25 protein-coding genes are annotated in these 23,066 nt (G+C 62.9%); 13 read left to right on the top strand and 12 right to left on the bottom strand.

What is annotated here, in order from left to right:
• Window positions 1–42 precede the first annotated feature (42 nt).
• A complete protein-coding gene (locus HU719_RS12365; protein WP_186534831.1) occupies window positions 43–1,128 on the bottom strand; it encodes an aminopeptidase in 1,086 nt (361 codons plus the stop codon).
• A gap of 65 nt (window positions 1,129–1,193) precedes the next feature.
• Here HU719_RS12365 and HU719_RS12360 point away from each other — a divergent pair, with 65 nt between their 5' ends.
• Window positions 1,194–1,607: a PA0061/PA0062 family lipoprotein gene (locus HU719_RS12360; RefSeq protein ID WP_186534832.1), complete on the top strand. Its 414-nt coding sequence runs from the start codon at window positions 1,194–1,196 to the stop codon at window positions 1,605–1,607.
• 54 nt (window positions 1,608–1,661) lie between these two features.
• On the top strand, window positions 1,662–2,075 hold the full coding sequence (locus HU719_RS12355; RefSeq protein WP_186519308.1) for a PA0061/PA0062 family lipoprotein: 414 nt from the start codon (window positions 1,662–1,664) through the stop codon (window positions 2,073–2,075).
• A gap of 13 nt (window positions 2,076–2,088) precedes the next feature.
• On the opposite strand, the gene HU719_RS12350 is transcribed toward HU719_RS12355, so the two are convergent.
• Both HU719_RS12350 and HU719_RS12345 read right to left on the bottom strand, forming a co-directional pair.
• Window positions 2,089–2,322, bottom strand: coding sequence for a DUF1161 domain-containing protein (locus HU719_RS12350; protein WP_186519310.1), 234 nt, complete (start codon window positions 2,320–2,322; stop codon window positions 2,089–2,091).
• A gap of 74 nt (window positions 2,323–2,396) precedes the next feature.
• The gene (locus HU719_RS12345) at window positions 2,397–2,822 is read right to left on the bottom strand and encodes an OsmC family protein (protein WP_186534833.1); all 426 of its coding nucleotides are present in this window, start codon (window positions 2,820–2,822) and stop codon (window positions 2,397–2,399) included.
• Between the two features lie 147 nt (window positions 2,823–2,969).
• Between HU719_RS12345 and HU719_RS12340 the strand changes: the two genes are divergently transcribed.
• Window positions 2,970–3,971 carry an LLM class flavin-dependent oxidoreductase gene (locus HU719_RS12340; RefSeq protein WP_186519315.1) on the top strand — a complete coding sequence of 334 codons (1,002 nt, stop codon included), beginning with the start codon at window positions 2,970–2,972 and terminating at the stop codon, window positions 3,969–3,971.
• A gap of 56 nt (window positions 3,972–4,027) precedes the next feature.
• Here the strand turns inward: HU719_RS12340 and HU719_RS12335 are convergent, their stop codons facing one another.
• Both HU719_RS12335 and HU719_RS12330 read right to left on the bottom strand, forming a co-directional pair.
• Window positions 4,028–4,249: a DUF1161 domain-containing protein gene (locus tag HU719_RS12335; RefSeq protein ID WP_186519317.1), complete on the bottom strand. Its 222-nt coding sequence runs from the start codon at window positions 4,247–4,249 to the stop codon at window positions 4,028–4,030.
• A gap of 102 nt (window positions 4,250–4,351) precedes the next feature.
• A complete protein-coding gene (locus HU719_RS12330) occupies window positions 4,352–4,567 on the bottom strand; it encodes a dodecin (protein ID WP_186519319.1) in 216 nt (71 codons plus the stop codon).
• Window positions 4,568–4,718: 151 nt separating this feature from the next.
• Between HU719_RS12330 and HU719_RS12325 the strand changes: the two genes are divergently transcribed.
• Window positions 4,719–5,042 (top strand): ElaB/YgaM/YqjD family protein, encoded by a 324-nt coding sequence (locus HU719_RS12325; protein ID WP_186519321.1) that lies wholly within the window; start codon window positions 4,719–4,721, stop codon window positions 5,040–5,042.
• On the opposite strand, the gene HU719_RS12320 is transcribed toward HU719_RS12325, so the two are convergent.
• A complete protein-coding gene (locus HU719_RS12320; RefSeq protein ID WP_186534834.1) occupies window positions 5,039–5,935 on the bottom strand; it encodes a LysR family transcriptional regulator in 897 nt (298 codons plus the stop codon). The genes HU719_RS12325 and HU719_RS12320 overlap by 4 nt on opposite strands.
• Before the next feature lie 145 nt (window positions 5,936–6,080).
• Here HU719_RS12320 and trpB point away from each other — a divergent pair, with 145 nt between their 5' ends.
• Window positions 6,081–7,298: a tryptophan synthase subunit beta gene (trpB, locus tag HU719_RS12315; protein ID WP_186519325.1), complete on the top strand. Its 1,218-nt coding sequence runs from the start codon at window positions 6,081–6,083 to the stop codon at window positions 7,296–7,298.
• The gene (gene trpA / locus HU719_RS12310) at window positions 7,295–8,104 is read left to right on the top strand and encodes a tryptophan synthase subunit alpha (protein ID WP_186519327.1); all 810 of its coding nucleotides are present in this window, start codon (window positions 7,295–7,297) and stop codon (window positions 8,102–8,104) included. The genes trpB and trpA overlap by 4 nt, the downstream gene beginning before the upstream one ends.
• Before the next feature lie 96 nt (window positions 8,105–8,200).
• Here trpA and HU719_RS12305 read toward each other — a convergent pair whose 3' ends face one another.
• Window positions 8,201–8,533, bottom strand: coding sequence for a DOPA 4,5-dioxygenase family protein (locus tag HU719_RS12305; RefSeq protein ID WP_186519329.1), 333 nt, complete (start codon window positions 8,531–8,533; stop codon window positions 8,201–8,203).
• Between the two features lie 53 nt (window positions 8,534–8,586).
• Between HU719_RS12305 and HU719_RS12300 the strand changes: the two genes are divergently transcribed.
• Complete coding sequence (locus HU719_RS12300; RefSeq protein WP_186534835.1) at window positions 8,587–9,204, top strand: NAD(P)-dependent oxidoreductase; 618 nt, start codon at window positions 8,587–8,589, stop codon at window positions 9,202–9,204.
• A 174-nt stretch (window positions 9,205–9,378) separates the two neighbouring features.
• Here HU719_RS12300 and HU719_RS12295 read toward each other — a convergent pair whose 3' ends face one another.
• Window positions 9,379–10,278, bottom strand: a complete 900-nt coding sequence (locus HU719_RS12295; RefSeq protein ID WP_186534836.1) for a choline sulfate utilization transcriptional regulator — start codon at window positions 10,276–10,278, stop codon at window positions 9,379–9,381.
• Between the two features lie 108 nt (window positions 10,279–10,386).
• Between HU719_RS12295 and betC the strand changes: the two genes are divergently transcribed.
• The 3 genes from betC to HU719_RS12280 all read left to right on the top strand — a co-directional run bounded on the left by betC (window position 10,387) and on the right by HU719_RS12280 (window position 14,572).
• A complete protein-coding gene (gene betC, locus HU719_RS12290; protein ID WP_186534837.1) occupies window positions 10,387–11,904 on the top strand; it encodes a choline-sulfatase in 1,518 nt (505 codons plus the stop codon).
• 14 nt (window positions 11,905–11,918) lie between these two features.
• Window positions 11,919–12,842, top strand: a complete 924-nt coding sequence (gene choX / locus HU719_RS12285) for a choline ABC transporter substrate-binding protein (RefSeq protein WP_186534838.1) — start codon at window positions 11,919–11,921, stop codon at window positions 12,840–12,842.
• A 164-nt stretch (window positions 12,843–13,006) separates the two neighbouring features.
• Window positions 13,007–14,572, top strand: coding sequence for a SulP family inorganic anion transporter (locus HU719_RS12280; protein WP_186534839.1), 1,566 nt, complete (start codon window positions 13,007–13,009; stop codon window positions 14,570–14,572).
• Window positions 14,573–14,675: 103 nt separating this feature from the next.
• On the opposite strand, the gene aroE is transcribed toward HU719_RS12280, so the two are convergent.
• Both aroE and hemF read right to left on the bottom strand, forming a co-directional pair.
• Window positions 14,676–15,500: a shikimate dehydrogenase gene (gene aroE / locus HU719_RS12275; RefSeq protein WP_186517651.1), complete on the bottom strand. Its 825-nt coding sequence runs from the start codon at window positions 15,498–15,500 to the stop codon at window positions 14,676–14,678.
• A 25-nt stretch (window positions 15,501–15,525) separates the two neighbouring features.
• Window positions 15,526–16,437, bottom strand: a complete 912-nt coding sequence (gene hemF / locus HU719_RS12270) for an oxygen-dependent coproporphyrinogen oxidase (protein ID WP_186517650.1) — start codon at window positions 16,435–16,437, stop codon at window positions 15,526–15,528.
• 133 nt (window positions 16,438–16,570) lie between these two features.
• Here hemF and HU719_RS12265 point away from each other — a divergent pair, with 133 nt between their 5' ends.
• The gene (locus HU719_RS12265; RefSeq protein WP_186517649.1) at window positions 16,571–17,548 is read left to right on the top strand and encodes an NADPH:quinone reductase; all 978 of its coding nucleotides are present in this window, start codon (window positions 16,571–16,573) and stop codon (window positions 17,546–17,548) included.
• A gap of 207 nt (window positions 17,549–17,755) precedes the next feature.
• On the opposite strand, the gene tsaC is transcribed toward HU719_RS12265, so the two are convergent.
• Both tsaC and dprA read right to left on the bottom strand, forming a co-directional pair.
• A complete protein-coding gene (gene tsaC / locus HU719_RS12260) occupies window positions 17,756–18,313 on the bottom strand; it encodes an L-threonylcarbamoyladenylate synthase type 1 TsaC (RefSeq protein ID WP_186517648.1) in 558 nt (185 codons plus the stop codon).
• Between the two features lie 40 nt (window positions 18,314–18,353).
• Entirely contained in the window at window positions 18,354–19,451 is a 1,098-nt protein-coding gene (gene dprA, locus HU719_RS12255; protein WP_186534840.1) for a DNA-processing protein DprA, read from the bottom strand.
• 1,236 nt (window positions 19,452–20,687) lie between these two features.
• Between dprA and ltrA the strand changes: the two genes are divergently transcribed.
• Together ltrA and def are read left to right on the top strand one after the other, a co-directional pair.
• Complete coding sequence (gene ltrA / locus HU719_RS12250) at window positions 20,688–22,394, top strand: group II intron reverse transcriptase/maturase (RefSeq protein WP_186534841.1); 1,707 nt, start codon at window positions 20,688–20,690, stop codon at window positions 22,392–22,394.
• Between the two features lie 107 nt (window positions 22,395–22,501).
• Window positions 22,502–23,008, top strand: a complete 507-nt coding sequence (gene def, locus HU719_RS12245) for a peptide deformylase (RefSeq protein ID WP_186517645.1) — start codon at window positions 22,502–22,504, stop codon at window positions 23,006–23,008.
• The last annotated feature ends 58 nt before the right edge of the window (window positions 23,009–23,066 follow it).

The raw sequence follows: 23,066 nt of genomic DNA, 5'->3' as shown, positions 1-23,066 counted from the left end.
CCTTTCGCGACACAAGGCCGCTCCTACACAGGCTACTCCGGTTTATGGGGTCAACCGCTGCAACTCGGCCTTGCGCTGTGCAACCGGCAGCTGGCCCAACGCCTCGACGCGCTGGTAAAAACGCGGCCAATCGCCGCCAACCTCGCTAAATAGCTGCGAAAACGCCGGAACCCACTGGTCATACAGCCCAAACGGCAGCAATTTTGCGTTGTTCAGCGGCCCATACATCCAGCCATCAAAACGCCGATCCCCGGCCCAGTCGCGGTCGCGCACCTGGCGATACTCGCGGCGCAAGCGCTCGAACTCGGCCTGCTTAGCCGCACGCTTGCCCGCATCATTCAGCGGCCCGCTATAAATCGCCTGCAACCGCTCACGGCTGGCCAGCACCAGCCGGATAAACTGCTCGCGCTGCGCCGCGCCGTCTTCCTCCACCGCCGGCAAGCCACGGGACGCGCGCCATTGCCGAGTACCTTCCTGCTCCACGAACGAGGCGAACGACTCGTTGAACTCGGTATCGTCCTGCACATAAAAGCGCTGGTGCGCCAGCTCATGGAAGATCACCGTCGCCAGCCGCTCCTCGCCCCAGCCGAGCATGCTCGACAGAATCGGGTCATCGAACCAGCCCAGCGTCGAGTACGCCTCCACGCCGCCCACGTACACATCCAGCCCTTGCTCGCGCATCAGCGCCGCCGCGCCGCGGGCTGCGCCTTGCTGGTAGTAGCCGCGGTAGGCCACGCAGCCGGCAATCGGGAAGCAATGGGTGACTGGCTGCAGCGAAAGCTCGGGCGTGGCGAACACATTCCACACCACATAAGGCCGGCCCAGCGCGGCGTACACCCGGTAACTGCCGTTGTCCGGCAGTTTCAGCTGCGCACTGGCGAAAGCCCGGGCCTTTTGCGCCACCCGCAGGTGCTCGCGCAGTTGCGGCGGGGTAGCCGGGTCCGCGATCACCTGTTGCACCGGCTGGCGCGCACGCAACAGTTGCCATTGGCCCTCGGCCAGCTGGCCGTAATAGCCAAGGCTTGAACAACCACTCAGCAGGGCGCCAAGCAGCAGGGGAACAAAGCGGGTGAAAACGCGGTCGAGAGCCGGTCGGCTGCAGCGTTTGAAAACAAAGAATTCATGCATCGAGGCGGTCTGTCTCGCTGGTCGGCCGAAGCCTCAAGACTATCTCGCCAAGGGGGAGCTTTGCCATGCGTACCCGGTTTGCCATAAGCACACTGATGCTGTTGTCCAGTTGCAGCACCTTGCCCGACCCGGACCCGAACCAGGCGTGGGTCGACCTCGCCACGCCCGGCAGCGCCTCGCTGCACGCCGTGCAGGTAGACGACCGCGACTGGGCCGACAGCCGTTACTTCGAAGTCCAACCCGGCAACCACGAGCTGACCGTGCGCTACCAGTTCGCCGTGGCACCCAGCAATATCGGCCCGGTGCAGGAGCCGCTGTGGCGCGACTGCCAGCTCAACGTCAACGTCAAAGGTTTCAATGCAGGCGAGCGCTACCAGATGCACGCCGGCAGCATCGGCTTTCGGCCCTGGGTGAAACTCTACGACCAACAGCGCAAGCTGATCGGCGAAGGCGAACCGGCAGGCTGCCAGCGCACCTGACGCCGGCGAACGGCGCTATGCTTAAGCCCTGTACAACGCGAGCGGAGTTTGACCATGCGCCAGCCCATGATGCTGATCGCCCTTAGTGCGCTAGGGGCCTGCGCCAGCCCCTTGCCACCCGTCGACCCCGGCAAGGCCTGGGTCGACCTGTACACCATCACCCCAGGCCGCACGCTGATGGCCGATCGTCTAGACGGCCAACGGCTCAACGATGGCCGCTACTTCCAGGTAACGCCCGGCAAGCATGAACTGGTGGTGCGCTTTGACTATGAAATCTACGCCGGTGGTTTCAGCACAGACCCCACCGAGCGCATCTGCTACCTGACCGTACGCTTCAACGACTTCAAGGCCGGCGAACGCTACCGCCTCGAGGCCCGGGCGCCGGTCATGCAGCCGCAGGTGTTGCTGTACGACGCCAGCCGCAAGGTAGTGGTCAATGAGCCGAGCGAGGTGTTCTGCATTCCGTAACCGCTAGCGCGGGTTACTGATCGTTTTTCTGGTAAACGATCTTTTTGCTGCCGTTATCACAGCTGCCGACAATCATGCTGGGGTCGGTGGCTTCGGCGTTGGGCACGATTTCCAGTGTGTAGGACGCAACCCCGCGCGCCTGGATCTTGGCTTCGATCTCGGCTTTGAGTTCTTCGCATGGCTTGGGGGCCGCCATTGCAGAGGTGGCCAGCAACGAGGCCAGTACGGCGAAAGCTACGCGGATCATGGAACGGCTCCTGAAAAGGCAGGCGGCGCTGCCGACGCTGGTTAGACTACCGCAAAGCGCCGCCGTTGCGCCGCCTACTGCAGCAGGGTCGCGTCCAGGGTGATATCGGCGTTCAGCACCTTGGATACCGGGCAACCGGCCTTGGCCTTGTTGGCGATTTCCTTGAACTGCTCTTCGCTGGCACCCGGCACCTTGGCCTTGAGCACCAGGTGCACTGCGGTGATGGCAAAGCCGTCATCCTGCTTGTCCAGGGTCACCTGGGCTTCGGTATCGATGCGCTCTGGGGTCAGGCCAGCCTCGCCCAGCATCATCGACAGCGCCATCGAGAAGCAGCCGGCGTGGGCTGCGCCAATCAGCTCTTCCGGGTTGGTGCCGGGCTGGTTCTCGAAGCGGGTATTGAAACCGTAGGGGTTGTTCTTGAGGGCGCCGCTCTCGGTGGAAATCTGACCCTTGCCGTCTTTCAGGCCGCCTTGCCAGATTGCCGATGCTGTCTTTTTCATGGTTGCCTCCTGGGTGAGTACGTAAGGTTCTGAGGGCTATGCCTACGCCAAGTTCAGACCAATCCGCCCTTTGGCATTGAATCCTCTGAATGTGCCCATACTGAGTTCAGAGGGCCTTCGGGCCACCCTTTCCCTGCGGAGGCTCCAATGACGCACCTGCGAGACCTTAAGATTTCCACCCTCGACCTGGTGCCCGTGCGCGCCGACCAAGGCCCGGCGCAGTCGCTGCGCAACTCGCTGGACCTGGCACAACACGCCGAACGCTTCGGTTACAACAGGTTCTGGGTGGCCGAACACCACAACATGGATGGCATCGCAAGTTCTGCCACCTCGGTGCTGATCGGTTACCTGGCCGGCGGCACCTCGAGCATTCGCGTCGGCTCCGGCGGGGTGATGCTGCCCAACCATGCGCCGCTGGTGATTGCCGAGCAGTTCGGCACCCTGGCCAGCCTGTACCCAGGCCGCATCGACCTGGGCCTGGGCCGCGCACCGGGCTCCGACCAAATGACCGCCCATGCCCTGCGCCGCGAGCGCTCTGGCAGCGCCGACGACTTCCCGGACGATGTCGAGGAGCTGTCGCGCTACCTCGGCCCGCGTACCGATGACCAGAAAGTCATCGCCGTGCCCGGCCACGACACCGAGGTGCCGATGTGGCTGCTCGGCTCCAGCCTGTACAGCGCCCAACTGGCCGGCATGCGCGGCATGCCTTACGCCTTCGCCTCGCACTTTGCGCCGCGCTACATGCATGAGGCGATCCGCATCTATCGCGACCATTTCAAACCTTCGACCACCCTCGACAAGCCCTACGTGATGCTCGGGGTGCCGATGGTGGTTGCCGACACCGATGAGCAGGCCGAATACCTGGCCACCTCGGTGTACCAGCGCATTCTGGCGCTGATGCGGGGCCAGAGCCTGATGCAGCGCCCACCGGTCGCCAGCATGGATGGCCTGTGGTTGCCCCATGAGCGCGATGCGGTAGGTAATTTCCTGGGCCTGGCGATGATTGGCAGCCCGCAGAAGGTGAAAGCCAAGGTCGAGGTGCTGCTGGAGCAGACCGGCGCAGACGAGCTGATCTTCACCTGTGACCTGTATGAGCATGCGGACCGGGTGCGGTCCTATGAGCTGCTGGCGCAGGCGCTCAAAGCCTGAACAAGCACAATCGCGGCGGTTCGGTGCGCCGAACTGCCGCGATTGTGCCGGAGTAATCAGCCTCGGCTGTAGGCGATTTCTTTGGTTCCACCTTCACAGGTGCCCACAACCTTGCCCGCTGGTTCGCCTTTTTTGACGATCTCCAGGGTATATCCGCTGACACCCTTGGCATCCAGCTTGGCGGCGATCTCGGCCTTGAGCTCTTCGCAGGGCTTGCCCGCAGCCATTGCCCCACCGGCCAGCAGCATCAGCCCCGTTGCTACGATCAACTTCTTCATCTAGCGCATTCCTTGTACAGATAAAAGTCGAAAAGGGCGCAGCATTGCGCCCTGCAAACCTCAATACCGCATTGCGCCAACCTTGGCCAGCGCCGTTTGGTTTCAGCTGTTGGCGATGCGGAAGCCAACCTTCAGGGTGACCTGAAAATGGGCAGCCTTGTTGTCGCGAATATGCCCGCGGGTTTCCACCACTTCGAACCATTCCAGGTGCTTGATGCTCTTGCCGGCCTCGGCCAGGGCATTGTTGATTGCATCTTCGATGCTGGTGGGCGACGAACCTACCAGTTCGATCTTCTTGTAGGTGTGATGATCGGTCATGGGCGCTCTCCTGAGGTGTCGTGTGCGTTGAGCCTAGCAGCGCAGGCTGGGTTTACCTGCGAGCGGCGTTGGCTACAGAAAGTTCGATCGCACTTTCCTGAAGCGGCGCAGTCGCATTTCTTACAGCCCATTACTGCGAAGGAGATTCACCATGGCCCGCAACTCGCTGCGCAAGACCTCGCTGGAAAGCATGGAAGCCGAGATCGAAAACCTGCTGAGCGCTCTCGAGAACCTCAAGCACGACGCTTCGGAAGAGTCGCACAAGACCATGAAGGCGCTGCGCGGCAATGCCGAGAACGCCCTCAAGCACTCGCGCAGCCTGCTCAGTGATGCCTATGCCGAAGTCAAAACCCGCACCCGCGAAACCGGCATCGCCACCCGTGACTACGCCCAGGAACACCCTTGGACCACCGCTGGCGTGGCTGTTGGCGCCCTGGGCCTGCTGGCGGCCTACCTGATGTGCCGCCGCAACTAACCCACCTGCTGCTGCAATGCCTGGCGCAGCCACTGCGCCAGTTGCTCGGCGCGCCCGTCAGCGGCGCGTCGCGGCACCCACAAGGCCAGTGCCGCACGGGTGGGGGAGAAGCCCCACGGTGCGGCCAACCGCCCGGCCTTGAGGTCATCGGCAACCAAGGGTTGCGGCGCGATGGCCACCCCTAAACCCGCCACTGCCGCCTCAAGCAAGTAGTACAGATGCTCGAAGGCCTGCCCGTAATTCAACCCGTGCGCATCCAGCCCATGTTGCCCGGCCCAAGTCGGCCAAGCCTGCGGGCGCGAGGTGGTGTGGAGCACTGCTTCGCGTTGCAAAGCCACGGCTGGCGCGGCTTTCAAACGGTCGAAGCCCTCAAAGTGCGGGCTCATAACAGGGCCGATTCGCTCTTCGGCAAGCACATACACTTGCATATCCGCCGGCCACGGCGGTTCGGCGTATACCAGCAGCGCATCCAGGCCGGGGCGCCGAGGGTCAAGGTCGCCTTCACCGGCAGAAAGGTGCAAGCGTAGCTCTGGCAAGTCGGCTTTCAGGCGCCCCAGGCGTGGGATGAACCAGCGCGCCAACAGGCTGCCCGAGCAGCCGAGCACGAACGGCGCTTCATCGGCATCACGGGACAATTCTGCGCACACGCCCCGCAGCCGGTCGAACGCCTCGGCGCTGGCATCGCGCAGCCGGATACCGGCATCTGTGAGTTTGACGCCACGCCCGTCCTTGACGAACAAGGCGATGCCCAGATGCTCTTCGAGCACCTTGATCTGCCGGCTGACGGCACCATGGGTCACATGCAGCGCTTCGGCTGCCTGGCTGACACTGCTGAGCCGCGCGGTGGCCTCGAAGGCACGCAGGGCGTTGAGCGGGGGAAGATCCTGAGCCATAACGCGTGAGATTTCCTGACATGTTGGCGCAATCTTATCGGTTTTCAGCCGGGCCTGCTGTGGTTAGAGTAGTCCCATCGACCCGTGCCAGGCTGCCCAACCCCAGCCAGCACCGTCCCCAGCCAAAACGCCTATGGAGCGCCCCATGTCCCAGTCCCAATACCGTCCCGGCCCCGATGCCAACGGCCTGTTCGGCTCGTTCGGCGGCCGCTACGTTGCCGAAACCCTGATGCCACTGGTACTGGACCTCGCCCGCGAGTACGAAGCGGCCAAGGCCGACCCGCAGTTCCTCGAAGAGCTGGCGTACTTCCAGCGCGACTACATTGGCCGCCCCAACCCGCTGTACTTCGCCGAACGCCTGACCGAACACTGCGGCGGTGCAAAAATCTTCTTCAAACGTGAAGAGCTCAACCACACCGGCGCGCACAAGGTAAACAACTGCATCGGCCAGGTGTTGCTGGCCAGGCGCATGGGCAAAAAACGCCTGATTGCCGAAACCGGCGCCGGCATGCACGGCGTGGCCACCGCCACCGTGGCCGCCCGCTTTGGCCTGCCCTGCGTGATCTACATGGGCGCCACCGACATCGAGCGCCAGCAGGCCAACGTGTTCCGCATGAAGCTGCTGGGCGCCGAGATCGTCCCGGTCACTGCCGGCACCGGCACCTTGAAAGACGCCATGAACGAGGCCCTGCGCGACTGGGTCACCAACGTCGAAGACACCTTCTACCTGATCGGCACCGTGGCCGGCCCGCACCCTTACCCGGCCATGGTCCGCGACTTCCAGTCGATCATCGGCAAGGAAACCCGTGCCCAACTGCAAGAGAAGGAAGGCCGCCTGCCTGACAGCCTGGTCGCCTGCGTGGGCGGCGGCTCCAATGCCATGGGCCTGTTCCACGAGTTCCTGCAAGAGCCAAGCGTGCAGATCATCGGCGTCGAAGCCGGTGGCCATGGCGTGCACACCGACAAACACGCGGCCAGCCTCAACGGCGGCGTACCTGGTGTACTGCACGGCAACCGCACCTACCTGCTGCAAGACAACGACGGCCAGATCACCGACGCCCACTCCATTTCCGCAGGCCTGGACTACCCCGGCATCGGCCCGGAGCACGCCTACCTGCATGAAGTGAAGCGTGTGGAATACGTGAGCATCACAGACGACGAAGCGCTCGATGCGTTCCACGCCACCTGCCGCCTTGAAGGCATCATCCCGGCGCTGGAAAGCTCCCACGCCCTGGCCGAGGCCATCAAGCGCGCACCAAACCTGCCCAAGGACCACCTGATGGTGATCTGCCTGTCCGGTCGCGGCGACAAGGACATGCAAACCGTGATGAACCACATGGCCGCCCAGGAGAAACAGGCATGAGCCGTCTTGAAACCCGCTTCGCCGAACTGAAGGCCGAAGGCCGCGCTGCCCTGGTGACCTTCGTCACTGCCGGCGACCCTGGCTACGATGCTTCGCTGCGTGTGCTCAAAGGCCTGCCGGCCGCTGGCGCCGATGTGATCGAACTGGGCATGCCGTTCACCGACCCGATGGCCGACGGCGTGGCGATTCAGCTGGCCACCCTGCGCGCCCTGGAAGCAGGCCAGACCTTGGCCAAGACGCTGCAGATGGTTCGCGAATTCCGTGTCGAAAACCAGGCCACGCCCATCGTGCTGATGGGCTACTACAACCCGATTCACCGTTTCGGTGTGGATAAGTTCGTGGCTGAGGCCAAGCAAGCCGGTGTCGATGGCTTGATCATCGTCGACCTGCCGCCTGAGCACGATGCCGAGCTGGCTACCCCGGCCCAGGCCGCGGGGATCGACTTCATCCGCCTGACCACCCCGACCACCGACGATGCGCGCCTGCCGCGTGTGCTTGAGCGCAGCACAGGCTTCGTCTACTACGTGTCGGTGGCCGGCGTTACTGGCGCAGGCTCTGCGACCACCGAGCATGTCACCGAGGCGGTCGCCCGCCTGCGCCGGCATACCGACCTGCCGGTGAGCGTCGGTTTCGGTATTCGCACGCCTGAGCAGGCCGCTGCTATCGCGCGGTTGGCCGATGGTGTGGTGGTGGGCTCGGCGCTGGTCGACAAGATCGCCCACGCCAAAGACGCCGACCAGGCGGTCAACGATGTGCTGAGCCTGTGCTCGGCGCTGGCAGAAGGGGTGCGCGCTGCGCGTAAGTGAGCCACTAATCCACGCGGATGGCACCGGCTTCGCCGGTGTTCGCGGCACAAGGCCGCTCCTACACAGGTTACGCGGCTGTTGTCTTTACAGCGGCCCCTATCCGCCGAACATCGACAAATCCAACGGCCTGACCGCCCCCATCCAGATCGCATGGTCGCGGTGATCGGCCAGCTCATCCCCGGTCAGCGGGTGCAGAAACACCACCAACCCCTTGCGATACAGCGCCAGCCACGGCAGCACCACCCCGACCACCTCCGGCCCGAAAGCCAGCTGGCAGCTCCAGTCAGGGTGCGGCCCGACCGGCTTCTGGTGCATGCGCCCCATGCTCACGCCAAACAGCCGCGTCGCCTCTTCACACAGCTCGCGGGCTTGCGCCAGGGTTGTGGCGTCGTAGTACACATGGGCGTGATAGCCCTTGATCCTTTGCACGATAACTCCTGAATGCGGTCCAACCATCACCCACCTGCGAAGGGAGTGATGCGGTGAAAAATGCCGAAACCCCAGCGTTGAAACTGGTCCTGCTCGGTGCCGAGAGCAGCCTGGGCAATGCCCTGACGGTCCAGCTGCTGGCGCGCCAGCACGAGGTGATCGCCATCGTTGACGACCTCAGCCGCCATACCGCGCGCCCCGGCCTGCATTACAAGATAGGCGGGCTGGCTGATGCCGACCAGGCCGAGCAGAGCATGGCCGGTGGCTCGGCGGTGATTGCCTTGCTCTCGGCACTGGCCCCAGGCGACCTGCCAACCCAGCGCAAACTGTGCGAAGCCCTGCTGGCAGGGTTGGCGCGCACGACTATACGCCGGCTGTTGCTGGTGGGCGATTTTCAGGTGCTGGAAGGCGCCAGCGGCCACAGCAGCCTGGAGCGCGAGTGCATGGACCGGATTGTCGACGGGCTGCAACGTAGCGGCCTGCAATGGACAGTGATCAATGCCCCGGACGATGCGCCGGGCCTGAGCATCGAGCAGTTTCGCCACAATGAGGCAGCGCTGGCGCCCGACCAGGCCAAGCGCTTGCGCGACCTGGCGCGGGTTGCGGCGGGCCTGGTCGATACGCTGGAGCTGGGCTTGCACAAAGGCGAACACCTGAACTTCGTGGTGTAGCGGGGCAAGCCACACGGTCGCGTGTAGGAGCGGCCTTGTGTCGCGATGGGCTGCGAAGCAGCCCCGGCAGTATCAGCGTGGGGGCACACATATTGGGGGTGCTGCGCACCCCATTCGCGACACAAGGCCGCTCCTACATGGACCGAGTGACCTCCGAATCAGCGATTTCAACGCCTACAGGCCTCGCTCGCTCTCCAGCCAATCCACAAACCTTGCAATCAACGCCCCGCGCCTTTTACGCGGCGGCAGCACCGCGTAATAGCCCCGCGCCGAGCGCAAGCTGCCTTCGAACGGCCTGCACAGCAGGCCTTGCTCCACCAACCCATCCACCAGATGCCCCCAGCCAATCGCCACGCCTTGCCCGGCAAGCGCCGCCTGAATCAGCAGGGTGTAGTTATCAAAACGCAGTTGCCCGGCCGGGGGCGCGCTGTGCAGCCCAAAGCCGCGAAACACTCCAGCCCAGTCGAACCAGCGGCTGGCCTGCTCACCGCGCAAATGCAGCAACGGCAAATGCTGCAAAGCCTCGGCAGGCAAGGCGTTGCCAGGCATCAAGCGCGGGCTGCACACGGGGAAAACCTCCTCATCGAACAGCCAGCGGCTTTCGCCCTGGTGAAAGCGCCCATCCCCGAACAACACCGCCACGTCGATATCCGGGCGCAACATGCCCTGGCTGCGCTCGCCAGTGACCAAGCTCACATCCACCTGTGGATAAGCCTGGTGAAAACGCTGCAGCCGCGGCATCAACCAGAACGCCGCGAAGGCAAAGTCGGTCGCCACCTGCAACACCTCACGTTGCCCACGGCCACTGGCTTGGGCCACCCCGTCATCCATGGCCTGCAACCCCAGGTGCACCTGTTCGAACAGCAACTGGCCCGCTTCGGTGAGGGCGATCCCGCGGTAGATGCGGTCGAACAGCCGCGTGCCCAACTGGGCCTCCAACCGCTTGACCTGCTGGCTCACCGCCGGCTGCGTGGTGCCCAGCTCCAGCGCTGCGGCGGTAAACCCACGCAGGCGGGCAGCGGTTTCGAAAACGCGCAGGGTGTCGAGGGGCAACTCGGCAAGGTGATCAAACATAACTCTGGCTAATCCCAGTCATTGCCCGGCATGGGCTTTACCGCGTTTATCCACAGCTCCATGCTCGATTGCAAGCGATCACCATAACTTCTAACGATGGAAGGCCCCATGCAGCGACCCAATATCCTGTTCATCATGGCCGACCAGATGGCCGCGCCCATGCTGCCCATCTACAGCCCATCGCCGATTCGCATGCCCCACCTTGCCAGGCTCGCCGAGCAAGCCGTGGTGTTCGACGCGGCCTACTGCAACAGCCCGCTGTGCGCGCCATCGCGCTTTACCTTGGTCAGCGGCCAGTTGCCCAGCCGTATCGGCGCCTACGACAATGCTGCCGACTTTCCTGCCGACGTGCCCACCTATGCGCATTACCTGCGCCGCCTCGGCTACCGCACGGCGCTGTCGGGCAAGATGCACTTCTGCGGCCCCGACCAGTTGCACGGCTACGAAGAACGGCTGACCAGCGATATCTACCCCGCCGACTACGGCTGGGCGGTGAACTGGGATGCCCCCGACCAGCGCCCCAGCTGGTACCACAACATGTCTTCGGTGCTGCAAGCAGGCCCCTGTGTGCGCACCAACCAGCTGGACTTCGACGAAGAGGTCGTGTTCAAGGCCCGCCAATACCTGTACGACCACGTGCGTGAAGCCGATGGCCGGCCGTTCTGCCTGACCGTGTCGATGACCCACCCCCACGACCCCTACACCATCCCCAAGCGCTACTGGGATCGCTACCAGGGTGTGGATATCCCCATGCCCCGCGCTGAAATGGCGCAACACCAGCTCGATGCGCATTCGCAGCGCCTGCTCAAGGTCTACGACCTATGGGACAAGCCGCTGCCTGTGGACAAAATCCGCGATGCCCGGCGCGCCTACTTCGGCGCCTGCAGTTACATTGACGACAACATCGGGCAACTGCTGCAAACCCTCGAAGAGTGCGGCCTGAGCGACGACACCGTGGTGGTGTTTTCCGGCGACCACGGCGACATGCTCGGCGAACGCGGGCTCTGGTACAAAATGCACTGGTTCGAAATGTCGGCCCGGGTGCCGCTGCTGGTGCATGCACCCAAACGCTTTCAGCCGGCGCGGGTTGCCGCCTGCGTGTCCACCTGCGATTTGCTGCCAACCCTGGTGGAACTGGCGGGTGGCGCTGTGGATAACCAACTGCACCTGGATGGCCGCTCACTGCTGGGCCATCTGCAAGGGCAGGGCGGGCATGACGAGGTGATCGGCGAATACATGGCCGAAGGCACCGTCGGCCCACTGATGATGATCCGGCGCGGCAACTACAAGTTCGTGTACAGCGAGGACGACCCGTGTCTACTCTTCGACCTGAGCATTGACCCGCACGAGCGGGAGAACCTCACCGGCAGCCCCGACCACCAGGCGCTGCTGCAGGCATTTGTCGATGAAGCGAAGCAGCGCTGGGACATTCCGGCCCTGCGCCAGCAGGTACTGGCCAGCCAACGGCGCCGGCGCCTGGTGGCCGAGGCGCTGGCCATCGGCAAGCTGAAAAGCTGGGACCACCAACCTTGGGTGGATGCCAGCCAACAGTACATGCGTAACCACATCGATCTCGATGACCTCGAGCGCAAGGCACGTTATCCACAGCCCGCACCCCTGGATTGAGTAGAGAGGCCGCCATGCAGAAGTTCTTCCCCACCGTGCTCGCCCTGGCCCTGAGCCTGGGCACGGCCCACGCCGCCGACAGCGACGCACAATGCAGCACCGTGAAGCTGGCCGACCCCGGCTGGAGCGACATCGCCACCACCAATGCCATCGCCCGCCTGCTGCTCGAAAGCCTGGGTTACCAGGTGAAAATCGACAGCCTGGCGGTGCCGATCATCTATGGCGGCCTGAAAGACGGCAAGGTCGACGCGTTTCTCGGCAACTGGATGCCTGCGCAGCAAGGTTTCCATGACAAGTTCGTCGCCAATGGCGATGTCCACCGGCTGGCGCGCAACCTTGAGGGCACCGAGTTCACCCTGGCAGTACCGGACTATGTGTGGAACGCCGGGGTAAAAGACTTCGCCGACCTGCAAAACCATGCCGATCAGTTCGACAAGAAGCTGTACGGCATCGGCTCTGGCGCGCCGGCCAACCTGTCACTCAAGGAAATCATCGCCAACAACGACTTCAACCTAGGGCAATGGAAGCTGATCGAGTCCAGCGAGCAGGCGATGCTCACCCAGGTGGGCCGGGCGGTGAAGAAGCAGCAGTTCGTCACGTTCCTGGGCTGGACACCGCACCCGATGAACGTGAAGCTGAAGATGCATTACCTGACCGGCGGCGAAAAATGGTTTGGCAGCAAGGGCGAAGTGTTTACCCTGACCCGCAAAGGTTATCCACAAGCCTGCCCGAATGCGGCGAAACTGCTGAGCAACCTGGCGTTCACACTGGACATGGAAAACACCATCATGGCCGAGAATGTGGATAAGAAGCTGAGCTTCGATGACGCCGCCAAGGCTTGGGTGAAGGCCCATCCGCAGGTGCTGGAGGGGTGGTTGGCCGGGGTCACGAGTAAAACCGACGGTGATGCCCTGGCGGCCGTCAAAGCCAAGCTCTAACGCCGCCATCGCAGCTGGGCACAGCCCCTGTAGGAGCGGCCTTGTGTCGCGAAAGGGGCGCGAAGCGCCCCCGTCGATATCAACTAGTTGCACATATCCTGGGGCCGCTTCGCGCCCCATCGCGACACAAGGCCGCTCCTACACCCACCAGCACGAGAAAACCCATGCATCGCCTTTCCCACCTGCTGCCGTTCCTCACCTGGCTACCCCGCCAGTCAGGCCGCAGCCTGCGCCAGGACCTGCTGGTGGGCTTGAGCGGTGCCATCCTCGCGCTGCCGCAATCCATCGCCTACGCCTTGATTGCCGGCCTGCCCGTGGAATACGGCCTGTACGCAGCGATTGTCCCGGTGCTGATCGCCTGCTTGTGGGGCTCGTCCTGGCACCTGATCTGCGGCCCAACCGCTGCCATCTCCATCGTCCTGTATGCCAGCATCAGCCCGCTGGCGGTGGCGGGCAGTGGGGACTACGTCACCCTGGTGCTGCTGCTGACCTTCCTCGGAGGCGTGTTCCAGCTGCTGTTGGGCCTGCTGCGCTTCGGCGCGGTGGTCAATTTCGTGTCCCACTCGGTTGTATTGGGGTTCACCTTGGGCGCTGCCATCGTTATCGCCCTCGGCCAGTTGCCAAACCTGCTGGGGCTGGACCTGCCGAGCCAGGCTACCGCGCTGAAAGCATTGCAGGAACTGGCCGGGCACGTGGGTGACGTCGACCTGCCATCGCTGGCCCTGGGCCTGGCGACACTGCTGATCGGCGTTACGCTGAAACTCTGGCGCCCACGCTGGCCGAGCCTGTTGATAAGTCTATTGCTGGTCAGCCTGACGGCATGGCTTCTACCGGGTATCTTCGGCCATGTGCCGCGAGTACCGGCATTCGTCGGGCAACTGCCGCCGCTAAGCCCGCTGCCACTGACCGACCTTGAGCTGATCCTGCGGCTGCTACCCAGTGCGGTTGCGGTTGGCATGCTTGGGCTGGTCACCAGCCTGTCTATCGCCCGGTCGCTATCTGCACGCTCCGAGCAGATGATCGACGCCGACCAGGAAATCCGTGCGCAGGGCCTGTCGAACATCATCGGTGCGTTTTTCTCGGGCTACCTGTCGTCCGGCTCGTTCACCCGCTCCGGGCTCAGCTTCGAAGCCGGTGCCCGCTCGCCCATGGCGGGGGTGTTCTCGGCATTGTGGCTGGCGCTGTTCGCAGTCACCGGCGCCGGGTTGATCGCGCACCTGCCGGTCCCGGCCATGGCCGGGAGCATCCTGCTGATCTGCTGGGGGTTGGTTGACCACCGCGGCATGCGCGCGCTGTTCCGGGTCAGCCGTTCGGAGTTTCTGGTGATGGCGCTGACGGCGGCGGCAACGCTGCTGCTGGAGCTGCAAACGGCGATCTATGCCGGGGTGCTGGCGTCGCTGTTTTTCTACCTGAAACGCACCTCGCGGCCACGGGTGCAGCAGAGCCGTGAAGGCGAGGCCGATGTGTTGCGGGTAGGCGGGTCGATCTTCTTTGGCGCGGCGCATTACCTGCAGGTGCGCTTGCAGCGCTGCGAAGGCCCGCATGTGGTGATCGATGCGCGGCAGGTGAACTTCATCGACTATTCGGGTGTGGATATGTTGCACCGCGAGGCGCGGCGCCTGCTGCGCAGTGGCGGCAGCCTGACCCTGCAGCGGGCCAGGCCGCAGGTGGTGGAGGAGTTGCACAAGCTGGAAGGGCCGCAAAACTGCCCGATCCGTTTTGAGGAGTAACAAGGTGGGGATTCCATGGTTTCTGGCCAGTCTCTTTTGATTTGTGTAGGAGCGGCCTTGCTCACGTCCTGTGGGGCGCTGACGCCTGCCCTGCGATTGGGCCTCAGCCTCGCGCCAACTGCCGGCGCAGTTCATCCAGCACCGGCCCGGTATCAGGCCGCACCCCACGCCAGATGTAAAACGCCTCTGCCGCCTGCTCGGCGAGCATGCCCAGCCCATCCAGCACCTTGGCCGCGCCAAGCTTGCTGGCCCACAGGCAGAACGGCGTCGGCTCCTTGCCATACATCATGTCGTAACACACCGTGCGCCCAGGCTCGACCAGGCTGTCGGCAATCGGCGGCAGCTCGCCGGCAAGGCTTGCCGAAGTGGCGTTGATAATCACGTCCACCGGCTCCTGCAACCAGGCAAAACCGCTGGCAACCACCGGCCCCAGTTCATCGAACTCATGGGCCAGTTGCTCGGCCTTTTCTACCGTGCGGTTGGCGATGACCAGCGATTGCGGGTTGTGCGCCAGCATCGGCTCCAGCACGCCACGCACCGCACCGCCCGCGCCCAGGATCAGAATGCGCTTGCCCGCCAACACCACCCCGGCGTTCACCGTGAGGTCACGCACAAGCCCCGCACCATCGGTGTTATCGCCCTGCAAGGTGCCGTCGGCCAGTTTGCTCAAGGTATTCACCGCCCCGGCACGCCGCGCCCGTGGCGTGAGGCTGTCGCACAAGCGGTAGGCCTCTTCCTTGAATGGCACGGTGACGTTGGCGCCGCTGCCTTGCTTGAAGAAGCCCAGCGCGCAGTCACTGAAGTCGTCCAGCGGGGCCAGCAGCGTGGCGTATTCGAGCTGCTCGCCGGTCTGGTCGGCGAACAGGCGGTGAATCAGCGGCGACTTGCTGTGGCCGATGGGGTTACCGAAAACGACGTACTGGTCCATGGCGGTTCCTTGTTTATCCACAGGCTTACTGGGCGAGCCAGTCGCGGTCCTGCAGGAAGTAATCGGTCAGGCGCGCTTCTTCGCTGCCTGGCGCCGCCTTCCAATCGTAACCCCAGCGCACCTGCGGTGGCAGCGACATGAGGATCGACTCGGTGCGCCCGCCCGATTGCAGGCCAAACAGGGTGCCACGGTCGTAGACCAGGTTGAATTCGACGTAGCGGCCACGGCGGTATTCCTGGAATTCACGCTGCTCGGCGGTGTACGGCGTGGCCTTGCGGCGCTGGATGATCGGCAGGTAAGCATCGACGTAGGCATCACCGATGGCGCGGATGAACGCGAAGCAGGTGTCAAAGTCCCACTCGTTCAGGTCGTCGAAGAACAGCCCGCCAATACCGCGTGGCTCGCCACGGTGCTTGAGGTGGAAATAGCGGTCGCACCAGGCTTTGTAGCGCGGGTACACATCGGCGCCAAACGGCGCGCAGGCCTGCTCGGCAACGCGGTGCCAGTGGATGCAGTCTTCCTCGACGCCGTAGTACGGGGTCAGGTCGAAGCCGCCGCCGAACCACCACACGGCCTCTTCACCTTCTTTTTCGGCGATGAAAAACCGCACATTGGCGTGGGAAGTCGGAACATGCGGGTTGTGCGGGTGAATCACCAGCGATACGCCCAGCGCCTCGAAGCCACGCCCAGCCAGCTCCGGGCGGTGGGCGCTGGCCGACGGCGGCAGGCCGCTGCCGAACACATGGCTGAAGTTCACGCCGCCTTTCTCGATCACATTGCCGTCGCCGATCACCCGCGTGCGCCCCCCGCCACCGGCTTCGCGCACCCAGGCGTCCTCGACGAAGCGGGCGCCGCCGTCTTCGGTCTCGAGGGCAGTGCAGATGCGGTCTTGCAGGTCGAGCAGGTAGGCTTTCACGGCCTCGGTGCGGCTGGTCATCGGGTCACCTGGAGCGGGTGGGGAAAATTTGCCGCGTAGCATACCACCGGCCAACCCCGCGCCGCAGTTGACGGCGATCAAGCAAAGGCGTCCGATAGAAGGCCTTTAACGAGCCCGACGACAGGAGTGTGAAATGGCCAAGCGTATCCAGTTCAGCCAGCATGGTGGCCCGGAAGTCCTGCAACTGGTGGAGTTCGACCCGGCTCCGCCCGGCCCGCAGCAGGTGCGCGTGCGCAACCATGCCATCGGCCTGAACTTCATCGACACCTATTTCCGCAGCGGGCTGTACGCACCGCCTGCGCTGCCGTCTGGCCTGGGCACCGAAGCCGCGGGCGTTGTAGAAGCAGTGGGCGAGGGCGTCAGCCGGCTCAAGGTGGGCGACCGCGTGGCCCATGCCGTTGGGCCGCTGGGCGCCTACAGCGAGGTGCATACGTTGCCAGAGGCCAACCTGGTCAAGCTGCCCGACAGCATCAGCTTCGAACAGGCAGCTGCGGTGATGCTCAAGGGCCTGACCACGCAGTACCTGCTCAAGCAGACCTACGCCGTGCAGCCGGGCGACATCATCCTGTTCCACGCAGCAGCCGGGGGCGTGGGCTCGCTGGCGTGCCAATGGGCCAAGGCGCTGGGCGCCAAGTTGATCGGCACCGTCAGTTCAGCCGAGAAAGCCGAACGGGCCAAGGCCCTCGGCGCCTGGGCAACCATCGACTACAGCCACGAAGACGTCGCCCAGCGCGTGCTGGAACTGACCGACGGGAAAAAATGCCCGGTGGTGTATGACGGCGTCGGTGCCGACACCTGGCTGACTTCGCTGGACTGCTTGCAGCCGCGCGGCTTGATGGTGAGTTTCGGCAATGCCTCGGGGGCGGTGAGCGGGGTGAACCTGGGCATTCTTTCGCAGAAAGGCTCGCTGTACGTGACCCGCCCGACCCTTGCCAGTTACGCCAACAATGCCGAGAACACCCAGGCCATGGCCGACGACCTGTTCGCGATGATCGCCAGCGGCAAGCTGGTTGTGGATATCCAGCAGCGCTATCCGCTGAGTGAAGCGGCCAAGGCCCAGGCTGAGCTGTCGGCACGACGGACGGTGGGGTCGACTGTGTTGTTGCCTTGAAGTCCGCATGTCGGTTATGTGCCCCCTGCACCGGCCTCATCGCAGGCTGGCGCCAGGCATATCTCCTTGTGGCGAGTTCCCTTGTGGCGAGCGGGCTTGTCCCGCGTTGGGCTGCGCAGCAGCCCTGAAAACTCAAGGGTAATCCTCAGGGCTGCTGTGCAGCCCAACGCGGGACAAGCCCGCTCGCCACGAACCGCCGCTATGGCCTCACCCCGCCCGGACGACCTGGCCGGTAGCCAGGTCGCGAATCACACTCGGGTTCTTGCGCCCACCCAAGGCGCCGCCGAGCACCATGTCCAGCTGGCGATGGAAATACTGCTCCACCCGCAACCGGGTTTTCGCCGCCGGGCGCCCAGCAGGGTTGCAGGAGGTCGAAATCAGCGGCCCCACCAGCGAACACAGTTCACGCACCTGCGGGTGGTCACTGACCCGCAGCGCCACGGTGTCGTGCTGGCCGGTCACCCACTCGGGCAACAGGTCCTGATGCGGCACCAGCCAAGTGTTCGGCCCAGGCCAGGTGCTGCCCATGCGGTCGATCCAGTCTTCAGGGAAGTCTTCGAAGAGGAAATCGAACTGGCGAATGTTGTCGGCGACCAGAATCAGGCCTTTATCCACAGGCCGCGACTTGAGCGCCAGCAGGCGATACACCGCGTCTTCGTTCCATGGGTCGCAGCCCAGGCCCCAGACCGCTTCGGTTGGATAGGCGATCACCGCGCCGGCCTTGATCTCTCGTGCGGCTTGCTGCACACGCCAACTGCTCACCATTTTGTCTCTCTCCGCCTATAAGCCTTGGTGCGCAGTGTACTTAGCCCGACCGGGCAAACCAACGGCCACCTTCACTGCTGACCCTGCCTTCAAGCTCCAGTTCGGTGAGGCTGGCCAGCACCCGCGCCAGCGCCTGGCCACTGCTATGGGCCAGGCCCTCGCTGGTCTGCGGGGCGGCGTGCAGCAGTGCCAGCAGCGGGTGCGCGGGTTTGTCCACAGCCGCGGGGGGCAGGTTCTGCCAGCCGCGCAGGGTTTGCAGAATCTGCTCGACGCTTTCTACCAGCAACGCGCCGTCACGAATCAACTGGTGGCAGCCTTTGGCGCCCGGGTGATGGATAGAGCCCGGTATGGCATACACCTCACGCCCCTGTTCGGCGGCCAGCCGTGCGGTGATCAGCGAACCGCTGGCCAAACTTGCCTCAACCACCAGCACCCCCAGCGACATGCCGCTGATGATGCGATTGCGGCGGGGGAAGTTGCCGGGTAGCGGGCCTGCGTCCAAGGGGTACTCCGAAACCAGCGCGCTGCCGCTGTCGAGCATGGCCCTGGCGAGGTCGCGGTGGCGCTGTGGATAAAGTTTTTGCAGGCCCGTGCCGAGCACCCCGATTGTGCGCCCGCCAGCCTTCAATGCTGCCCGGTGTGCAGCACCGTCGATGCCCAGGGCAAGGCCACTGGTGATGGTAAAACCGGCCAGCGAGAGGCAGCGCGAAAAGGCCCCGGCGGTGTCCAGCGCAGGGGGCGACGCACGCCTGCTACCCACCACGGCCAACTGCGGTTGTTCGAGTAATGTGGGGTCACCAGCGACGAACAACAGCGGCGGCGGGTCGTCGATTTCGGCCAGTAATGCCGGGTAGCCCGGCCCGTCCCACATCAGTAAATGCTGGCCCGGACGCTCTAGCCAGGCCATTGCAGCCAGTGCGCCGTCGCGTACCTGCGGGCTGCGCCGGGCATCGATGCTGGCGGCCGGAAGGCCTAGCGAACGCCACGCGCTGGCCGGTGCGCTGAGCGCAGAAGAGGCATTGCCGAACGCTTCGATGAGCGTATGAAAGCGCCGCAAACCGGTATCGGGCAGGCTGTGCAGACGCAGCCGCGCCTCAAGTTCCGAAGGCGGGCACGGCGAAGGATCGAACAGCGGCATAGGGATCATCCTTGATCGATAGGCGGCCATCGACATGGCACAACCTGTGGATAACTGTGTTGATAACGCTTTGAAAACCTGTCCATCAAATGCGCTATAAGCGCACCATTCACACCCTAGCCGAGCTTTCGCAGGTGCCTTGCCAACCTTTTCCCTTTATTATGTGTGCTCAGGTGCGACACGCGTAGCGTGTCTCCTCCACCAAGCTGTATGGTCAGCTTGATGGGATTTCTGCAAGGAAATCGAATACTTGGGTATCCATCCCCAAGAAACAAAACCAACCCAGAAGTCCACTGCCTTCAAGGACTTACCGCTGCGGCGGATGGCAAACCCCAAGGTCGTTCAGCTCTCGGTAGCACGACCGCAGAACCGGTACTCCCGGTTTTGGAGAGCCTCTTAGACTTAACCCACGCGGGAGTGTAGATCCCCGCAGGGGTCTCCTCCTGCTCCTTTTAATTGCAGGAGGTAACAAGTAACCGACCAACGGTCATTACCGTCTTGGCTCGGATTTTCCTCAGGAGACATGAGCGGAAGCTCTGTCTGTCATTGTCCAACTGCCGCCCACATGGAGCAGTAGCGGACTCGTTGTACGACCAACGGTAGCCTACGACGGCATGCACTACTGGCAACGGTGGTGTGTGAAGCCCGTCTGACAATGTAGCCCCCATCTCGGGTGCATTCTCTCCGCGAGGAGGTGTGCAGAGACTCGGAGCAGTGCCGGGTTAAGGCGCTAGGCTGACTGGTATGGGCAACATATGTGAACTACTGATAAACACCGTAAACATAGCCAAGCCAAAGCTGCTGACAGGCTTGAACCAAAAGGTACGTGATCGGTTATTCCCGTCTGAGCTGGGGATACGTCGTCTTCCGAGATCACCGGTGAAAAAGGTAGGTCCTAACCCAGTCGTGTGACAGACAGGGAACGTGGTAAGCCCGTATCGCTGCCCTTTGGGCAGGTGAACCGTAAGGAACACTGTTGGCGGTGCGGGTATGGGATCGCAGAGAAAGCGAACGCCAGGTTGTAATGGCTTGGATAGGGGTTGGAACATCACCCCACGGGAAACCGGGCAGACTTCTGCGTGGTCTTCTGCCGCAATGACTCTGACTGAGACCGTCTCATCAACTTCAGGGCTGGCTTCATTGGCCCTTGATCTTCCAACCCTGACGGGGTGCATACGCCCCTCAGGGGTACGTGCGCCTTCCGCTCGGGTGGTATCACTTTGAGAGGAAAGCAGCATGAAAGAGCTCAGCCAGCAAGGTGAGCCTGCGCTTTCCGGCACTCCGCAACAATGGCACGACGTCGATTGGCGTCGGGTTCAACGGAATGTCCGGGAAATGCAGGTGCGAATTGCGAAGGCTTGTCGGGAAGGCAAATGGCGCAGGGTTAAATCCCTGCAACGAATGCTTACTCGCTCGAAGTCGGCCAGATACTTGGCTGTACGGAGAGTCACGGAAAATCAGGGAAGCCGTACGGCGGGAGTCGATAGGCAACTCTGGGACACACCCATCGCGAAATGGAACGCGGTTGGTCAGTTGAAGACGCGGGGTTACCGGGCTCGGCCACTACGGCGAGTCTACATCCCGAAGTCGGATGGACGGGAACGCCCATTGGGCATACCGACCATGACGGATAGGGCTATGCAAGCGCTGTACATGCTGGCCCTGTCTCCCATCGCCGAAACCCATGGCGATCCTAATAGCTACGGCTTCAGGATCGAACGTTGTACGGCGGATGCGATGGCTCAGCTCTTCCTGTGTCTTTCCAAACAGGCTTCCGCCTGTTGGGTTTTGGACGCAGACATCGAAGGGTTCTTCGACAACATCAACCACGAATGGCTGCTAAGGAATGCCCCTACGGATACCCGGATGCTTCAGCAGTGGTTAAAGGCTGGAGTCATCCACAAGGGGCAGTTGCACGCAACGGACGCAGGCACGCCACAAGGGGGAATTATCTCCCCGGTGTTGGCAAATCTGGCACTGGATGGTCTGGAAACACTCCTCAAGCAATACCTAGGAGTGGCAAGGGCGAAGAAACTGAAGGTGAATGTGGTGCGATACGCAGATGACTTCGTGATTACTGGCACCTCCTCGGAGGTGCTTGAGAACGAAGTAAAACCTTGGGTAGAACAGTTCCTCGCGACGCGAGGGCTGCGGTTGTCACTCAAGAAAACGCGTGTTGCTCACATCGACGAAGGCTTCGACTTCCTTGGATGGAGTTTCCGGAAATACGACGGAACGTTACTGATCAAGCCGAGCAAGAAGAACGTTAAGGCGTTCTATAGCAAGGTTCGAGAGGTGATCGACTCTCACAAGACGGTGAGGCAGGGCGACTTGATCCGAATGCTAAACCCGATGCTGAGAGGGTGGGCTCTGTACCACCAGCCAGTAGTTGCCAAACAAGCGTACAGCCGTATGGACAACAGAGTGTTTATCAAACTCTGGCGATGGGCAAAGAGGCGGCACCCAAACAAGTCCCTCGACTGGGTCAGGAAGAAGTATTTTCGGGCCTCAGGGGACAGGAAATGGGTGTTCGCGACCACAGTATTGGAGGAAAATGGGACGAAACGGGAGTTCGAGTTGTACTCGCTTGCGAGTACTCCGATCGAGCGGCACAGAAAGGTGAGTGGGGAATATAACCCCTACGATCCAGCCATGGAGGCCATGGGCGAGAAACTCCGGATGGACCGGATGCTGAATAAGCTGAAGTACCGGAAACAAATCGGAAATTTATTCGCCAGCCAGAACGGCCTGTGCCTGCTTTGCAAACAACCGATCACCAAGGAAACAGGGTGGCACGACCACCACATCATCCACCGGGCCGTAGACGGTGGTGACGCTTTGGCCAATCGGGTACTCTTGCATCCTAATTGTCACAACCAGCTCCACACGCGTGGTCTGCACGTGAGCAAACCGGCTTCCATTGGAAGCTTGGTGAAGGCTTGAGCCGTATGCGCTGAAAGGCGCACGTACGGTTCTTAGGGGGGAGCTGGCCAGTAATGGCCGGTTCCCACCCGACTTTTCAACCGACCGCACAGTGACTGCCTGACCCTATGGCTATTTTGAACATTCTCGAATTCCCGGACCCGCGCCTGCGCACCCTTGCCAAACCGGTGACGGTTTTTGACGACGCCCTGCGCCAGCTGATCGACGACATGTTCGAGACCATGTACGAAGCGCCTGGCATCGGCCTGGCCGCGACCCAGGTCAACGTGCACCTGCAGGTAGTGGTCATGGACCTCAGCGAAGATCGCAGCGAGCCGCGGGTGTTCATCAACCCCAGCGTCGAAGAGCTGACCGACGACATGGGGCAGTACCAGGAAGGTTGCCTGTCGGTGCCCGGCTTCTACGAGAACGTCGACCGCCCACTGCGCGTTCGGGTCAAGGCCCAGGACCGCGACGGCAAGCCTTTCGAGCTCGAAGCCGAAGGCCTGTTGGCGGTGTGCGTGCAGCACGAGTTCGATCACCTGAACGGCAAGCTGTTCGTCGACTACCTGTCCCAACTCAAACGCGACCGGATCAAGAAGAAGCTGGAAAAGCAGCACCGCCAGCAAGCCTGACCCCCACCGCCCTGAAGGCTTGCTCCGGCAAGCCTTTTTCTTTTTTGCAGCGAGAACT

It is taken from the genome of Pseudomonas farsensis (assembly GCF_014268805.2).
GTDB lineage: Bacteria > Pseudomonadota > Gammaproteobacteria > Pseudomonadales > Pseudomonadaceae > Aquipseudomonas > Aquipseudomonas farsensis.
This window is presented reverse-complemented; position numbering and strand designations above follow the sequence as displayed.

Excerpts from the sequence above, each read along its gene's own strand:
- dprA (WP_186534840.1), bottom strand. The coding sequence starts at position 19,451 with ATGCCGCTGTTCGATCCTTCGCCGTGCCCGCCTTCGGAACTTGAGGCG.
- HU719_RS12265 (WP_186517649.1), top strand. The coding sequence starts at position 16,571 with ATGGCCAAGCGTATCCAGTTCAGCCAGCATGGTGGCCCGGAAGTCCTG.
- hemF (WP_186517650.1), bottom strand. The coding sequence starts at position 16,437 with ATGACCAGCCGCACCGAGGCCGTGAAAGCCTACCTGCTCGACCTGCAA.
- HU719_RS12325 (WP_186519321.1), top strand. The coding sequence starts at position 4,719 with ATGGCCCGCAACTCGCTGCGCAAGACCTCGCTGGAAAGCATGGAAGCC.
- HU719_RS12320 (WP_186534834.1), bottom strand. The coding sequence starts at position 5,935 with ATGGCTCAGGATCTTCCCCCGCTCAACGCCCTGCGTGCCTTCGAGGCC.
- ltrA (WP_186534841.1), top strand. The coding sequence starts at position 20,688 with ATGAAAGAGCTCAGCCAGCAAGGTGAGCCTGCGCTTTCCGGCACTCCG.
- HU719_RS12280 (WP_186534839.1), top strand. The coding sequence starts at position 13,007 with ATGCATCGCCTTTCCCACCTGCTGCCGTTCCTCACCTGGCTACCCCGC.
- HU719_RS12330 (WP_186519319.1), bottom strand. The coding sequence starts at position 4,567 with ATGACCGATCATCACACCTACAAGAAGATCGAACTGGTAGGTTCGTCG.
- def (WP_186517645.1), top strand. The coding sequence starts at position 22,502 with ATGGCTATTTTGAACATTCTCGAATTCCCGGACCCGCGCCTGCGCACC.
- choX (WP_186534838.1), top strand. The coding sequence starts at position 11,919 with ATGCAGAAGTTCTTCCCCACCGTGCTCGCCCTGGCCCTGAGCCTGGGC.
- HU719_RS12340 (WP_186519315.1), top strand. The coding sequence starts at position 2,970 with ATGACGCACCTGCGAGACCTTAAGATTTCCACCCTCGACCTGGTGCCC.
- HU719_RS12350 (WP_186519310.1), bottom strand. The coding sequence starts at position 2,322 with ATGATCCGCGTAGCTTTCGCCGTACTGGCCTCGTTGCTGGCCACCTCT.
- HU719_RS12355 (WP_186519308.1), top strand. The coding sequence starts at position 1,662 with ATGCGCCAGCCCATGATGCTGATCGCCCTTAGTGCGCTAGGGGCCTGC.
- betC (WP_186534837.1), top strand. The coding sequence starts at position 10,387 with ATGCAGCGACCCAATATCCTGTTCATCATGGCCGACCAGATGGCCGCG.
- aroE (WP_186517651.1), bottom strand. The coding sequence starts at position 15,500 with ATGGACCAGTACGTCGTTTTCGGTAACCCCATCGGCCACAGCAAGTCG.
- tsaC (WP_186517648.1), bottom strand. The coding sequence starts at position 18,313 with ATGGTGAGCAGTTGGCGTGTGCAGCAAGCCGCACGAGAGATCAAGGCC.
- HU719_RS12360 (WP_186534832.1), top strand. The coding sequence starts at position 1,194 with ATGCGTACCCGGTTTGCCATAAGCACACTGATGCTGTTGTCCAGTTGC.
- trpA (WP_186519327.1), top strand. The coding sequence starts at position 7,295 with ATGAGCCGTCTTGAAACCCGCTTCGCCGAACTGAAGGCCGAAGGCCGC.
- HU719_RS12345 (WP_186534833.1), bottom strand. The coding sequence starts at position 2,822 with ATGAAAAAGACAGCATCGGCAATCTGGCAAGGCGGCCTGAAAGACGGC.
- HU719_RS12335 (WP_186519317.1), bottom strand. The coding sequence starts at position 4,249 with ATGAAGAAGTTGATCGTAGCAACGGGGCTGATGCTGCTGGCCGGTGGG.
- HU719_RS12365 (WP_186534831.1), bottom strand. The coding sequence starts at position 1,128 with ATGCATGAATTCTTTGTTTTCAAACGCTGCAGCCGACCGGCTCTCGAC.
- HU719_RS12295 (WP_186534836.1), bottom strand. The coding sequence starts at position 10,278 with ATGTTTGATCACCTTGCCGAGTTGCCCCTCGACACCCTGCGCGTTTTC.
- trpB (WP_186519325.1), top strand. The coding sequence starts at position 6,081 with ATGTCCCAGTCCCAATACCGTCCCGGCCCCGATGCCAACGGCCTGTTC.